The organism is Mycobacterium asiaticum DSM 44297, from assembly GCF_000613245.1.
Classification (GTDB): Bacteria; Actinomycetota; Actinomycetes; order Mycobacteriales; family Mycobacteriaceae; genus Mycobacterium; species Mycobacterium asiaticum.
In genome coordinates this window covers 37170-51738 of sequence record NZ_HG964936.1, presented here as the reverse complement: position 1 = coordinate 51738, position 14569 = coordinate 37170, and the positions used below count along the sequence as shown (strand labels likewise).

Below are 14569 nucleotides of genomic sequence, written 5' to 3'. Positions count from 1 at the left end.
GGCAGGATCAGTGGCCCCCAAGCGCTCGTCCGATCTGTTCACGCAGGTTGTCAACTCCGCTCCAGGCTCGTTCCTGGCGAAGCAGCTCGGCATCCCCCAGCCCGAGCCGCTGCGCCGCTACAGCCCCGATGAGCCGCCGCTTCCCGGATCGCTGCTGATCGGCGGTGAGGGCCGGGTCGTCGAGCCGCTGCGGGCGGCGCTGGACGCCGACTACGAGCTGGTCGGCAACAACCTGGGCGGCCGCTGGGCGGACTCGTTCGGCGGCCTGGTGTTCGACGCCACCGGGATCACCGCTCCGGACGGCCTGAAGGCCTTGCACGACTTCTTCACCCCGCTGCTGCGCAACCTCAAGCACAACGCTCGCGTGCTGGTGATCGGAACCACTCCGGAGGCCGCCGGCAACACCGACGAACGGATCGCCCAGCGCGCCCTGGAGGGCTTTACCCGGTCACTGGCCAAGGAAGTCCGCAACGGGACCACGGTCAACCTGGTGTACCTGGCTCCAGACGCCAAGCCGGCTGCGACGGGCCTGGAATCGACCGCGCGGTTCATCCTGTCGGGTAAGTCGGCCTACGTCGACGGTCAGGTTTTCTACGTAGGGGCCGAGGACGCGGCACCGCCGGCCGACTGGGACCGCCCGTTGGAGGGAAAGGTGGCGATTGTCACCGGTGCGGCGCGAGGCATCGGCCGGACCATCGCCGAAGTGTTCGCCCGCGACGGCGCTCGCGTGGTGGCGATCGACGTGGAGTCCGCCGGGGACGCTCTGGCCGAGACGGCCAGCAGCGTCGGCGGCACCCCGCTGTGGCTGGACGTCACCGCCGAGGACGCCGTGGACAAGATCACCCAGCACCTGCGCGACCACCACGGCGGCCATGCTGACGTACTGGTGAACAACGCCGGCATCACCCGCGACAAGCTGTTGGCCAACATGGACGACGATCGTTGGAACGCCGTTCAGGCCGTGAACTTGCTTGCCCCGCAACGGCTTACCGAGGGCTTGGTAGAGAACGGCACCATCGGTCAAGGCGGCCGGGTGATCGGGCTGTCCTCGATGGCCGGCATCGCGGGCAACCGCGGCCAGACGAACTACGCCACCACCAAGGCCGGCATGATCGGGCTCACCCAGGCGCTGGCTCCGGCGCTGGCCGAGAAAGGCATCACGATCAACGCGGTCGCCCCGGGGTTCATCGAGACTGAGATGACCGCTGCGATCCCGCTGGCCACGCGTGAGGTGGCCCGGCGGCTCAACTCGTTGTACCAGGGCGGCCAGCCCGTCGATGTCGCCGAAACCATTGCCTACTTCGCCAATCCGGCGTCGAACGCCGTAACCGGCAACACCGTGCGGGTCTGCGGCCAGGCCATGCTGGGTGCCTAGTCATCGAGTGAGAGGGAAGCAGTGAACCAACCAAGCGGCCTGAAAAATCTGCTGCGCGCGGCTGCCGGCGCGCTGCCCGTGGTCCCGCGCGGCGACCAGCTGCCCAAGCGCACGGTGACCGTCGACGAACTGACCATTGACCAATCCAACGTGGCCGCGTACGCGGCGGTCACCGGGCTGCGCTTCGGCAACAACGTCCCGCTGACCTACCCGTTCGCGCTGACCTTCCCCTCGGTGATGTCGTTGGTGACGTCCTTCGACTTCCCCTTCGCCGCAATGGGTTCCATTCATATGGAGAACCACATCACCCAGCACCGGCCGATCGGTGTCACCGACACGGTGAACGTCGAGGTGCATGCCGAGAACCTGCGCGAGCACCGCAAGGGCCTACTGGCCGATATCGTCACCGACGTCAACGTCGGCAACGACCTAGCCTGGCACCAGGTGACCACCTTCTTGCACCAGCAGCGCACCAGCCTGTCCGACGAACCCAAACCGCCGCCGCAAAAGCAGCCCAAGCTGCCGCCGCCCAGCACGATCCTGCGCATCAGTCCGAGCCGAATCCGCCGCTACGCCAGCGTCGGCGGTGACCACAACCCGATTCACACCAACCCGATCGCCGCCAAGCTGTTCGGCTTCCCGACCGTCATCGCGCATGGAATGTTCAGTGCCGCAGCGGTATTGGCCAACATCGAGGGCCGGTTGCCCGAAGCGGTGCGGTACTCGGTGCGGTTCGGCAAGCCGGTGGTGCTGCCCGCTACCGCGGGTTTGTACGTCGACGAGGTCGGCGACGGCTTCGATCTCGCCCTACGCCACATCTCCAAGGGATATCCGCACCTGACCGGGACGGTACGGGCGCTCTAGCGCCGTCACTTCTTGTTGGTGCGCGGAATCACGTCCGTCTGCGCGCTGGTCTGGGCAGACTTTGCGCGTTTGGCCGCCCGCTTTTCTCTCAAAGACTTGTCGGATTTTTTGGACATCGTCTGACGGGGAGACTTATCGGACATCACAGCCCCTTGGGTTGGGGGCCTTTTCGGTCCCAGTTCGATCGAGCGTACACCCTTCAACGCCGTTGCGGCCGGGAAGCGGCAACGGACGGCGGCGGCAAACACCGAAAATCGTTTGGCGGAGCTTCTTTTCAGTCGCTGTTGGAATGTGGAAAGGTTTCGCGGATTTTGTCGACGCAAGCGGGCGCCACCGGCTCCGCGCGATTTCCGGCTAGGGTGGGAGATGGCGCCGAACGGCGCGGGTGTGGCTATTCACCAGATGACTGATGGTCAGGGCCAAAGCTTTCAGCAAATCAACCAGAAAGACTGAGGCGTGTAGATGGTCGAACGTCTAACGGGGATTGATGCCTTGGCGCTGGGCATGGGGAGTTCGACCATGCCGACGCATGTTGTTTCGGTGGCGATCCTTGAGGCGTCTGACAACCTGAGTCATCGTCGGCTTCAAGAGCTTGTCGCATCGTCGTTGCCGCGGATGGGACGTTTCCGCAGTCGGGTGGTGAACAAGCCGTGGAACTGTGGACAGCCAGTATGGGCAGAAGATGAGGATTTCGACCCCGGCCCACACCTACACCGCGCATCGGTTGAGTCCGGAAGTGGCCGAAGGGGTTTAACCGATCTCGTCGCGGAGCTCACCGGCCGGCCACTGGACCGTCGCAGACCACTGTGGGAGGCCTGGACAATCGACAACCTCGACCACGGCAGATGGGCACTGGCACTGAAGATGTCGCCCGCGATCATCGGTGGTGTGGCCGGAGTGAGCACGGTTTGGCGGCGGTTGTTGGATGTCAGCGCACACGAGGGTCGATCTGATGTCGGGCGTGAACCTGGCCCGGGCTCGCGACCCTCCACCCGCGCGCTTGTTGTCGACACGGTGCAAGAGCTCATCGGAAACCAGATCACCGGCACTTTGCTGTTCGCTGGCGCCGTCCCGGCGGTGTTGCGGGCCGGAATTCGCTTGATCCGTGGCACGGTTCGGCCAGAGCAGCTGCTCCCGCGTACGCCATCGTCGATGCGTGGGCCGGTGCCGCGAACCATATTCAACAAGGCCTTGAGCGGCCGCCGCACCACGGCCTTCGCCGCCATTCCGCTCCCCCACATCGCTATCGTCACGCGCGCATTTGGCGGCAGCGTCGAGAACGTCGTACTTGCGGCTTGCACGCTCTCCTTGCGGTCCTGGCTGATCCGATACAGTGAGCTGCCCCGACACCCGCTTTCGCTGCAGATATCGCTACCGTCGGCGGATGCCGATTCCGCAAGCTTGACCGCCGGTTACAGGTCCGGATGCCTGCGATTCCCAGTGCAACTCGACGATCCCGTACTGGTCCTGACGGACCTGCACACCGCAACCGAGCAGCTGAAGCTTGCGGGTGGTGACCATGCCGACGGGATAGCTCGCGTCACCGACCTCGCCACCGTCGCTTGCTTGCTGCCACCGAATCTGGTTCATGCCGGTAAAAGAATTTATGCAGGACTCGGTCTTACCCAGCGGGGTGAGCGGACTTCGCACGGAGTCGTCGCAGCTCTTCCCGGACTGCCCGCGCCGCCGCACTACTGCGGGGGAGTGAAGGTGTTGGGTATCCATACTGTTGCGCCTCTTTCGGAGAGTGCCGGGTTGAACATCACGCTGTGCAGCCGTGGCGATTGCGTGGACATCAGCGTGTCCGTGTGCCCAGACACCATTACATCCGTCGAGGAAATCGCAAGCGGCATTGTGGAATCGATTGGCATTCTGGTCGCGGCTGCCGACCACTCGCCACGTGGAATGTCTCCGTCGGTTGTCACTGAAATGTCATCACACGCGAAGGCGCGTCGTTGATTTGCTTGTTCAGATCTCAGCTGAGCCGTGTCCTGGATTCGGGCGACGACGGGCCAACGCCACAGTCCTAAGCCCGTGGGCGCCTACTGCGGTGACCGTGAACACCATCAGCAGCCATATCGGCGGCCGGGCCAGCTCCCACACGAACAGCGCCGCCCAAATGGGCGAACCCTGCGTGACGGCCAGCACGCCGGCGGCACCCGCCAGCGAAACCGTGGGCAGATGCAGGTGCGTACCGGTGGCCGCGTTGATCGCCAGCACCAGCAGCGAGCCGGCCGCCGCGCCGGTGGCCAACGACGGGGTGAGTAGTCCGCCCGCGCCTCCCGCGCGCAGAAACAGCGCGGTCAGAAGCGGTTTGAGCACCAGGATGGCCGCGGCAGCCGACAGCGTCATGCCGCTGGCGAGGCTGACGGTCAGAATGCTCTTCCCGTTGCCGGGCAGTTCGGGCCACCAGCGCGCACAGAACCCGGTGGCCAGTGCCGCGGCCGCCAGCCCCGGAATCAGCAGCCAGCTACGGATTTGGTGTCGGGGCTGAGCCGCCTTGATGATGCGGTTGAAAGCAATGCCCACCGCGCAGGCCACCGGTGCCAGGATCAACCCGTGCGCGGTCAATAGGTACGTCGATTCCAGGCTGGGCCAGGCCAGTTCGGGCCGGTCGTGGGTGACCGCCGAACCGACGGCAACCGCCAGGCTGGACGTGATCAACGCCGCCCCGACCGCGCGTGGCTGCCAGGTGTTCAGCAGAATCCGCAGCGTGAACAGGGCACCGGCCAGCGGGACCGCGTAGACGGCGCCCAGCCCCGCGCCGGCCGCGCAAGCGAGCAGGATCTCCCGTTCGGCCGCAGACAGCCGCCGGAGCCATCCGGTGCTGAAATCGCCTAGCACAGCCGCGAATTGGCGGGGTGCGCCTTCTCGTCCCAGTGATGCGCCGGAGCCGACCAACACGATCTGTAACAGGGCGTCGATGCTCCACGCCAGTCGCGGTATGCGCTCGTGTCGGGCAATTGTCCCGGCCAACGGCGGCACCTCGTTCCGCCGTCGCAGCAGCCACCAGCCCAGCCCGGCCAGCGCGGCGCCCACGGCCGGCGCCAACACCCGCCGCAGCGAACTGGCGCCGGTGACCCCGGCCAGCAGTGAACCGAAAGTGTAGTGGTACGTGAGGTGTTCGACGAACCGCAGCACCACCGTGGTGCACAAGCCCGCCAAGCCGGCCAGCAGACCAACGATGACAACGGCGCAGAAGAAGTCGAGGTTGGAGTTGCGCCGCACGCCTGCCGACCTTACGGCGTCGGGGCGGCCCACCGCTATCGTCCGGGCACTCCCCGCAGACCCACCCAGAACAGGTCGATCATCATCTCGGCCGCAGCGTCCACCCCGATGTCACCGGCCGACAGCCGGGTGGCCACCGCCTCACCTGCGCCCACCAAAGCCACTGCCATGATTTCGATTTCGGCGTCCGACCTAGGGCTGCGGGTACCGGCCCGCACCAGACCCGACACCAGATCGATGATCTGCTCGCGGCCTTCGCGAACCGTGTGGGCGAATGTCTGCGAGCTGGTGGCCTGCGTGTACATCACGATCCACGATGCCCGGTTCTCATCGATGTAACGCAGGAACGCACCAATGGTGTTGCGCAGCATGTCTTTCGGGCTCTGGCTGAAGTCGATGTCGGCGCGTACCCCGTCGATGAACCGGTTCATCTCCCGGTTCAGGCAGGCGCCGAACAGATCTTCTTTCGAGCCGTAATAGAGGTACAGCATTGGCTTGGAGATCTGCGCCTGGGCGGCAATGGCGTCCATCGAGGTCTCGTGATAACCGTTGACCGAGAACATCTGTACGGCGGCGTCGAGCATTTGCTGCTCCCGGACAGCACGTGGCAGCCGCTTGGTACCACCTGCCATCGCGTGCGCCTCCCTTAGCCCGTCTATCTGACTTTAAGGTAGGGAAGGGGCTAGCGGCCACAGGTCGCGTTGACACGCTTCATCGCCGCGACCCGCACCAGCGACTCGTCGACCCGTTGCACCGGCAATTCGCCGGCGTTCACCGCCTGCTCGAGCCGGTCCAGCACGGCCGGCACTTCCTTGGTGGTGATCCACAAGGCGATGTCGGTGCCCGCCTGCAGGGTTTTGAGCACGGCGTCGGTGACGCCGAATCGGTCGGAGATCGCGGCCATGCTGGACAAGTCGTCGCTGAACACCGCGCCGTCGAACGCCGGCCCGCCGTAACCGGTTCCTTCGCGCAGGAGCTTGACTGCCGCCGGGCTCAGACTGGCGGGATCGGTGCCGGTCAACCCGGGCACCTGCATGTGACCGATCATCACCGCCACCGGTGCCGTCTGCAGCAGGGTGCGGTAGGGCACCAGATCGTTGCCGACAAGCTCGGACAGCGGCGGCGTGGTGACGCCACCGGTGTGGGAGTCGCCCGATCCGTGGCCGTGGCCGGGGAAATGCTTGAGCACCGGCAACACGCCGGCATCGCGCAGGCCCTGCGCATAGGCGCCGGCCCACGCCGTCACCTTGACGGGATCGGGGCCGAACGAGCGGTCACCGATCACCGTGTCGTCGGGAGCGTCGGTGACATCGACGACGGGCGCGAAGTCGACGGTAATGCCCAGGTCTTTCATCTTGCGTCCACGCTCGGCCACCAGGTCGTGGACCTGGGTCGGCGTCATCGTCTGACCCATCTCCTTGGCAGTTGGTCCCCGCCCGCCCAGCAGGGTTCGCAGCCGGGATACCCGGCCACCTTCCTCGTCGACGCCCACCGCGAGCGGCAGCGGCGTGGCCGCGTGCGCGATGTCGCTGAGCGGACCGGGCAGCATGGTCAGGTCGGTGTCGCTGTCGATGATGATGCCGCCGACGTGGAAGTCGGTGACGACGGCCCTGGCGTCGTCTGCGTTCTTCACCCCGACCATCAGCAGCTGGGCCAGCTTGTCGCGCAGGTTCGGGATCGCCGCCGGTACCGCGGGCGGATCGGCGCACACGCGGGGGCCGGTCGCGGCGGCCGGGGTGGAGGTGGGTGCCGAAGAGCTGGGCGTGGTGGTCGTAGACGGGCCCGGTTTGGTGCCGCCGTGGCAGCCCGCCACCAGCGCCGATGCAGCGGCAAGGACGGCCAGTGTGCGCGCTAGAGCCATCCGGACATGCTGTCACGGGACGTTTCAGCGCGGGGTCGGGGGGGCAACTCCCCTGCCGTGCCCCGGTTTACGTGGACGGCCGTCGCGGCCAGCATTGTTGCCGGCCTGTCGCTGGGCGCCGTGGCGACCGTCGGCGCAACGCTGTTGGCGCAGGGCGGCCCGCCGGCGGTGCGCAAAGCTCCGGCCCCGGTGGTGTCCACCGTGGTGCAGTACGGCGACCGGCTGGGCGCCGACCCTCGGTTGCTGAAGCCGTGACGGCAAGCCGGGTGCCGTCGTTCTGCTAGGTTGGCTGACCCCCGCCCGACCAATCACCTACTCAAGCTGGGTGCCGTCGTTCTGCTAGGTTGGCTGACCCCCGCCCGACCAATCACCTACTCAAGCTGGGTGCCGCCGTTCTGCTAGGTTGGCTGACTATGAACCGGATCGTCGCGCCCGCCGCCGCGAGTGTCGTCGTCGGCCTGTTGCTCGGCGCGGCCGCGATCTTCGGGATCACCCTGATGGTTCAACAGGACACCAAGCCGGCGCTGCCCGGTGGCGATCCGGGATCGTCGGTGCTCAACCGGGTCGAGTACGGCAACCGTAGCTAGCCAGACGCCGGTCCGCACCGCCGGACCCGCAAGACCCGCCGTGCATTCGTTGGTGACACCGCTCAAGCGCCGCTGGTTGATGCTGGTCGGCGCCGTCTCGCTGGTCCTGGCGTTCGCCCAAGCGCCCGGGCAGGTCTCGCCGGACACCAAACTCGACCTGACCGCGAACCCGCTGCGTCTCCTGGCCCGGGCTACCAACTTGTGGAACAGCGAGCTGCCGTTCGGCCAGTCACAAAATCAGGCCTACGGCTACCTGTTCCCGCACGGCACGTTCTTCCTGGCCGGGCACCTGCTCGGGGTGCCCGGTTGGATCACCCAGCGGCTGTGGTGGGCGGTGCTGCTCACGGTCGGTTTCTGGGGGCTACTCCGGGTCGCCGAGGCATTGGGCATCGGCAGCCCGACGTCCCGGGTGCTCGGAGCGGTGGCATTTGCGTTGTCGCCGCGGGTGCTGACCACGCTGGGATCCATCTCTTCGGAAACGCTGCCGATGATGCTGGCGCCGTGGGTGCTGTTGCCGACGATCCTTGCGTTGCGCGGCACGTCCGACCGGTCGGTGCGGGTGCTGGCCGGCCAGGCCGGGCTGGCGGTGGCGCTGATGGGCGCGGTCAACGCGATTGCGACGCTGGCCGGTTGCCTGCCCGCCGCTATCTGGCTGGCCTGTCACCGACCCAATCGACGGTGGTTGCGTTACGCCGGGTGGCTGCTGGTGGCCACGGTTGTGGCAGTGCTGTGGTGGGTGGTGGCGCTGAGCCAGTTGCGCGACGTCAGTCCGCCGTTCCTGGACTTCATCGAATCCTCCGGGGTAACGACGCAGTGGTCTTCGCTGGTGGAAATGCTGCGGGGCACCGACAGTTGGACGCCGTTCGTCGCGCCCAACGCGACCGCGGGTGCGCCGCTGGTCACCGGGACGGTCGCGATCCTGGGCACCTGCCTGGTGGCAGCGACGGGCCTGGCCGGGCTGGCCAGTGCCGCAATGCCGGCGCGCGGCCGGCTGATAACCATGCTGCTGGTCGGGGTGACGCTCCTGGCCGTGGGCTACAGCGGCGGGCTGGGCTCACCGGTGGCCCACCAGGTGCAAGCGTTCCTGGACGCGGGCGGCACTCCGCTGCGCAACGTGCACAAGCTGGGACCGGTGATCCGGATTCCGCTGGTGCTCGGCTTCGCGCAGGTGCTGGGGCGGATCCCGTTACCGGGCAGCGCGCCGAAAACGGTGTGGCGGAACGCCTTTACCCATCCCGAGCGGGACCGGCGGATCGCGGTGGGGATCGTCGCGCTCACCGCGCTGATGGTGAGCACGTCGTTGGCGTGGACCGCGCGGTTGACCCCGCCCGGCACATTCGGCGCGATTCCGGATTACTGGCACGAGGCGGCCGACTGGCTGAACGCGCACCAGCACGGGCGGGTGCTGGTGGTGCCGGGCGCGCCGTTCGCGACCCAGGTGTGGGGCACCAGCCACGACGAACCACTACAGGTGTTAGGCAGCAGCCCGTGGGGGGTGCGTGACTCCATCCCGCTGACGCCGCCGCAGACCATCCGCGCCCTGGACTCGGTGCAAAGGCTGTTCGCGGCCGGCCGCCCGTCTGGCGGTCTCGCCGATACCCTTGCTCGGCAAGGGATTTCGTATCTGGTGGTGCGCAACGACCTGGACCCCGAGTCGTCGCGGTCGGCGCGGCCGATCCTGGTGCACCGCACCGTCGCCGGCTCACCCGGACTGGTGAAGGTCGCCGAGTTCGGCGCGCCGGTGGGTCCGGGTTCGCTGGAGGGCTTCGTCAACGACAGTGGCCTGCGACCTCGGTATCCGGCGGTGGAGATCTATCGCGTCGGCCAGGCCGACAACCTCGGAGCGCCCTACTTCGTCGACTCCGACCGCCTGCCCCGGGTCGACGGCGGCCCCGAGGTGCTGCTGCGCCTCGACGAACGACGCCGGTTGCTGAACCAACCGGCGCTGGGTCCGGCACTGATGACCCAGGACGCGTTGGCCGCCGGACTGCCGGCACCGCTGGTGACCGTCACCGACACGCCGCTGGCCCGGGAAACCGACTACGGGCGCGTCGACAACCATTCGTCGGCGATCCGCGCGCCTGGCGACGCCCGGCACACCTACAACCGGGTGGCCGACTACCCCGTTCCCGGCGCTGACCTGGTGTACGGCGGCTGGACCGGCGGCCGCGTCACGGTCTCGAGCTCGTCGGCGGACTCAACCGCGCTGCCCGATGTCGCTCCGGCCACCTCGCCCGCTGCCGCGATCGACGGCGACCCGGCTACCGCGTGGGTGTCCAATGCGCTGCAAGCCGCTGTAGGGCAGTGGCTCCAAGTGGACTTCGACCATCCGGTGACCAACGCCGTGCTCACCCTGACGCCCAGCGCGACCGCCGTCGGCGCCCAGATCAGGCGCATCCTGATCGAGACCGTCAACGGCAGCACCACGCTGCGGTTCGACGAGGACGGCAAGCCCCTCAGCGCCGCCCTACCCTACGGCGAATCACCGTGGGTACGGATCACCGCGGCCGGTACCGACGACGGTTCGGCCGGTGTGCAATTCGGCATCACCGACCTGTCCGTCACCCAGTACGACGCGTCCGGTTTCGCCCATCCCGTGCAGCTGCGGCACACCGTGTCGGTGCCGGGCCCCCCGCCGGGCACCGCGGTCGCGCGCTGGGACTTAGGGGCCGACCTGTTGGGCCGGCCGGGCTGCGCGCAAGGGCCGAACAACGTGCGTTGTGCGGCTTCGATGGCGCTGACGCCGGAGGAGCCGGTCAACCTCAGCCGCACCCTGACCGTGCCGACGCCGGTGTCGGTCATCCCCGCGGTATGGGTGCGCTCGCGACAGGGCCCCAAGCTGGCGGACCTGGTCGCCGAGCCGGGTACGACACGGGCTCGCGGCGATGCGGACCTGGTCGAGGTCCTCGGCTCGGCATTCGCGGCCACCGACGGTGACCCGGCCACCGCGTGGACGGCGCCGCAGCGGGTGGTGCAGCACAAAGATCCGCCGACGATCACGCTGAAGCTGCCCCGAGCGGCCGAAGTGGCCGGATTACGGCTGTCGCCCAGCCGTTCGTCGCTGCCCGCGCATCCGACGATGGTGGCGGTGGATTTGGGCGACGGCCCGCAGGTGCAGCCGGTACGGCCGGATTCCGAGGCACAGACACTGCCCCTGCATCCGCGTGTGACCGACACCGTCACGGTCAGCCTGCTCGACTGGCAGGACATCATCGACCGCAATGCGCTGGGCTTCGACCAGCTCAAGCCACCCGGGCTGGCGGAGATCGTGGCTTTGGCCGCCGACGGCAACCCGATCGCGGCGGCCGACGCCGCACGCAATCGCAGTCGGGAGGTAACCGTCGACTGCGACCGCGGTCCGGTGATCGCGGTGGCGGGTCGGTTCGTGCACACCGCGATCCGCACGACGGCGGGCGCGCTGCTGGACGGCTCGCCGATTGCGGCGACGCCGTGCGAAGGCGAGCCGATCGCGCTGCCGGCGGGACAGCAGGAGTTGCTGATCAGCCCCGGTGACGCGTTCGTCGTGGACGGCGCCCAACTGTCCGCGGCGCCGGAATTGCCAAGTGCCGGAATTGCTTCGGTGAATATCGGGGTGTGGGGGCCGGACCGGCGCGAGGTCCGCGCGTCCTCATCGCCGATCCCGCGGCTGCTGGTGATACCGGAGAGCATCAACCCCGGCTGGGTGGCACGCGCCCGCGACGGCACCCGGCTGACGCCGGTAGCGGTGAACGGCTGGCAGCAGGGATTCGTGGTGCCGGCCGGGGATCCCGGCACCATCACGCTCACGTTTGCGTCCAACTCGGTGTACCGGGCCGGATTGGCCGTCGGACTGTGTCTGCTGCCGCTGCTGGCGGTCCTCGCGTTCTGGCGGCGTCGCCGGGTTGCGGACGACGAACCGGCTGCCGTTGCGTGGACGGCCGGTCCGTGGGTGACGGTGCCGCTGTTGGGTGCCGGTGCGCTGATTGCGGGCGCTCCCGGGTTGGTGGTGGTCGGGGCCGCGCTGGGGCTGAGGTACGCGCTGCGGGACCGTGAACGTTTGTTGGAGCGGTTGACCGTCGGTTTGAGCGCCGGCGGCCTGATCCTGGCTGGCGCCATGCTGTCGCGGCATCCGTGGCGCTCGGTGGACGGCTACGCAGGGCATTCGGCGAGTGTGCAACTGCTCGCGCTGATTTCGGTTGCCGCGGTGGGTGCCTCGGTAATCGCGTTCGGGGTGGCGGCACGGCCGGACGGCAGCGGGTAGTTGGTTGTTTTGTCCCGGGCTGGTTGACTGGCAACTGAGGAGTTGACCGCCATGGCATGGTTTTCGGCACCCGAATACTGGCTCGGCAGAATTGTGCTCGAGCGTGGCGTGGCGCTCATCTATCTGATCGCGTTCGTCGCGGCCGCGCGGCAGTTCCGGCCCCTGATCGGAGAACGCGGCATGCTGCCGGTGCCGGGTTTCTTAGCGAGGCGGTCATTCTGGCGGTCGCCGAGTATCTTTCACCTGCACTATTCGGACCGGATGTTCGCCGGCGTCAGTTGGTTCGGAGCGGCGCTGTCAGCGGCGGTGGCGGCCGGGGCGGCCGATGTGGCGCCGTTGTGGGTTGCCATGCTGATGTGGTTGTCGTTGTGGGTCCTTTACCTGTCGATCGTCAATGTTGGCCAGACGTGGTACGGGTTCGGCTGGGAATCCCTGCTTTTGGAGACGGGGTTCCTGATGGTCTTTCTCGGCAACGCGCGGGTGGCGCCACCGGTGCTGACGTTGTGGTTGGTGCGCTGGCTGCTTTTCCGGGTGGAGTTCGGCGCCGGCCTGATCAAGATGCGTGGCGACCGTTGCTGGCGGGACCTAACGTGTTTGAACTACCACCACGAAACCCAGCCGATGCCGGGCCCACTGAGCTGGTTCTTCCATCATCTGCCCACCCCGTTACACCGGATTGAAGTGGCGGGCAACCACTTCGCGCAACTGGTAGTGCCGTTCGGGCTGTTCGCTCCGCAACCGGTGGCCGGGATCGCCGCGGGCATCATCATCGTCACGCAACTGTGGCTGGTGCTGTCGGGGAACTTCGCCTGGCTCAACTGGCTGACAATTCTGTTGGCGTTCAGCGCCGTTGACCAGACACGGCTCGACGTCGATGCAGCGCGGGCGGCGTCACCGCCGCTGTGGTTCGTGGGTGTGGTGATCGCATTCGCGGCCGTGACGGTGGTGTTGAGTTTCTGGCCGGCGCGCAACATGTTGTCGCCGCGCCAGCGAATGAACGCGTCGTTCAACTCATTTCATTTGTGCAACACCTACGGCGCATTCGGCAGCATCTCGCGCACCCGCTGGGAGGTGGTGATCGAGGGCACCGCCGATGTCGAGCCCGCGGAGTGGAGGGAGTACGAATTCAAGGGCAAGCCCACCGGCTTGGGTCGCATACCGCGGCAGTGGGCGCCGTATCATCTGCGGCTCGATTGGCTGATGTGGTTCGCCGCGATCTCGCCCGGCTATGCGCTGGGCTGGATGACGCCGTTCCTGCACCGGTTGCTGCGCAATGACGCGGCGACGCTGAGGCTGTTGCGGCACAATCCTTTTCCCGATACTCCGCCGCATCGGGTGCGGGCGCAGCTCTATGAATACCGTTTCACCACCCCGGCCGAACTGCGACGCGACCACGCGTGGTGGCACCGCACCCTGATCGGCAGCTACCTGCCGCCACTGTCGCTGCCTAAGGGAGCAGGCTCGCAAACAGATTCGCGAGATTGATGCCCGAGACGAAGTCGCCGGAATTCGCGATCCCGGAGCTCAGTAATCCGGTGTTGAGAATGCCCACGGTGTAGGCGTCGTCGGTCCGTGGCCCGCCGAAGTTTTGGCACCCCCGTCAGGACCGCTCGATCCTGCCACGCGCCGATACCCACCCGACGCCGAATAGCTAGTCTGCGGCGCCGGGCGAAATCAAGCTGCGTCCCCGTCGTCGTCTTCTGGCGCGAAGAGTTTCTCGGGGTGGTGGAAGGTGTTGACTCGGGGTTGGCCGTAATCGAGGTGGGCCGGTGGGAGCCATTCGGTTTGGCCGCGGGCGTTTTTGCGGGTGGTCCAGCCCTTTTCGGCCAATCTGTTGTCAGGTCCACAAGCCAGGGTGAGGTCGGTGATGTCGGTGCGCCCGGTGCTGGCCCAGCCGCTGACGTGGTGGACCTCGGTGTGGTAGGCCGGTTGATCGCAGCCCGGCCGGGTGCAGCCCCGGTCCAGCGCGTGCAGCATGAGCCGCTGCGCCGGGTTGGCGAATCGCTTGGCGTGATACAGCGCTAGGGGCTTGGCGTGGTCGAAGATCGCCAGATAGTGATGCGCGCCCTGGGCGGCCATGCGGATCAGATCGGCCATCGGCAGCAGGGAGCCGCCACTGGTGCGGGCGGTGCCGGTGCCGGCCTCGAGATCCTTGAGCGTGGTGGTCACGATCATCGTGACCGGCAGGCCGCGGTGTGAGCCGAGCTGCTCGGAGGCGAACAAGGCCCGGATGGCGGTGATCAGGGCGTCGTGATTGCGCTGGCCGCTGCTGCGGGTATCGCAGCCCGCGGCGTGGTCGGGGTGGGTGGGGTCGGGGGTGCCGGGGGCGGCCAGGGCGGCGAGCAGGGCTTCGAACAGCGCCCGCAGCTCAGGGGTGATCAAACCGCTGATCCGGCTCATCCCGTCGTAGTCCT

12 protein-coding genes are annotated in these 14569 nt (G+C 67.4%); 7 read left to right on the top strand and 5 right to left on the bottom strand.

All coding sequences use genetic code 11. The features are described 5' to 3' along the window. The first annotated feature begins 10 nt into the window (after nt 1-10). Together BN972_RS00215 and BN972_RS00210 are read left to right on the top strand one after the other, a co-directional pair. On the top strand, nt 11-1375 hold the full coding sequence (locus BN972_RS00215) for a 3-oxoacyl-ACP reductase (RefSeq protein ID WP_036351494.1): 1365 nt from the start codon (nt 11-13) through the stop codon (nt 1373-1375). Between the two features lie 21 nt (nt 1376-1396). After that, nucleotides 1397-2239 carry a MaoC/PaaZ C-terminal domain-containing protein gene (locus BN972_RS00210; protein WP_036351492.1) on the top strand — a complete coding sequence of 281 codons (843 nt, stop codon included), beginning with the start codon at nt 1397-1399 and terminating at the stop codon, nt 2237-2239. A 5-nt stretch (nt 2240-2244) separates the two neighbouring features. Here the strand turns inward: BN972_RS00210 and BN972_RS29690 are convergent, their stop codons facing one another. Continuing rightward, on the bottom strand, nt 2245-2382 hold the full coding sequence (locus tag BN972_RS29690) for a hypothetical protein (RefSeq protein ID WP_099051033.1): 138 nt from the start codon (nt 2380-2382) through the stop codon (nt 2245-2247). A gap of 319 nt (nt 2383-2701) precedes the next feature. Here BN972_RS29690 and BN972_RS00205 point away from each other — a divergent pair, with 319 nt between their 5' ends. Next, complete coding sequence (locus BN972_RS00205) at nt 2702-4198, top strand: wax ester/triacylglycerol synthase domain-containing protein (RefSeq protein ID WP_036351489.1); 1497 nt, start codon at nt 2702-2704, stop codon at nt 4196-4198. A 9-nt stretch (nt 4199-4207) separates the two neighbouring features. Here BN972_RS00205 and BN972_RS00200 read toward each other — a convergent pair whose 3' ends face one another. Genes BN972_RS00200 through BN972_RS00190 form a run of 3 tightly spaced genes read right to left on the bottom strand, consistent with a single transcriptional unit; the run spans nt 4208 to nt 7328 of the window. Continuing rightward, on the bottom strand, nt 4208-5467 hold the full coding sequence (locus BN972_RS00200; RefSeq protein WP_036351486.1) for a chloride channel protein: 1260 nt from the start codon (nt 5465-5467) through the stop codon (nt 4208-4210). A 35-nt stretch (nt 5468-5502) separates the two neighbouring features. Beyond that, on the bottom strand, nt 5503-6099 hold the full coding sequence (locus tag BN972_RS00195; RefSeq protein ID WP_036351484.1) for a TetR/AcrR family transcriptional regulator: 597 nt from the start codon (nt 6097-6099) through the stop codon (nt 5503-5505). A gap of 50 nt (nt 6100-6149) precedes the next feature. Further along, nucleotides 6150-7328: a glycoside hydrolase family 3 N-terminal domain-containing protein gene (locus tag BN972_RS00190; RefSeq protein ID WP_036351481.1), complete on the bottom strand. Its 1179-nt coding sequence runs from the start codon at nt 7326-7328 to the stop codon at nt 6150-6152. A gap of 57 nt (nt 7329-7385) precedes the next feature. On the opposite strand from BN972_RS00190, the gene BN972_RS00185 reads away from it, so the two are divergent. From BN972_RS00185 to BN972_RS00175, 4 genes are all read left to right on the top strand, one after another. Then, nucleotides 7386-7583, top strand: a complete 198-nt coding sequence (locus BN972_RS00185; protein WP_036351478.1) for a DUF2613 family protein — start codon at nt 7386-7388, stop codon at nt 7581-7583. Nucleotides 7584-7741: 158 nt separating this feature from the next. Next, the gene (locus BN972_RS27985; RefSeq protein ID WP_065036638.1) at nt 7742-7915 is read left to right on the top strand and encodes a DUF2613 domain-containing protein; all 174 of its coding nucleotides are present in this window, start codon (nt 7742-7744) and stop codon (nt 7913-7915) included. A gap of 52 nt (nt 7916-7967) precedes the next feature. Next, nucleotides 7968-12155, top strand: coding sequence for an alpha-(1->3)-arabinofuranosyltransferase (locus tag BN972_RS00180; protein WP_099050968.1), 4188 nt, complete (start codon nt 7968-7970; stop codon nt 12153-12155). A gap of 51 nt (nt 12156-12206) precedes the next feature. Then, nucleotides 12207-13640: a lipase maturation factor family protein gene (locus tag BN972_RS00175; protein WP_036351475.1), complete on the top strand. Its 1434-nt coding sequence runs from the start codon at nt 12207-12209 to the stop codon at nt 13638-13640. 189 nt (nt 13641-13829) lie between these two features. Here BN972_RS00175 and BN972_RS30065 read toward each other — a convergent pair. Beyond that, nucleotides 13830-14569, bottom strand: a 740-nt coding sequence (locus tag BN972_RS30065; RefSeq protein ID WP_036356075.1) for an HNH endonuclease signature motif containing protein, incomplete at its 5' end; no start/stop codon positions are given.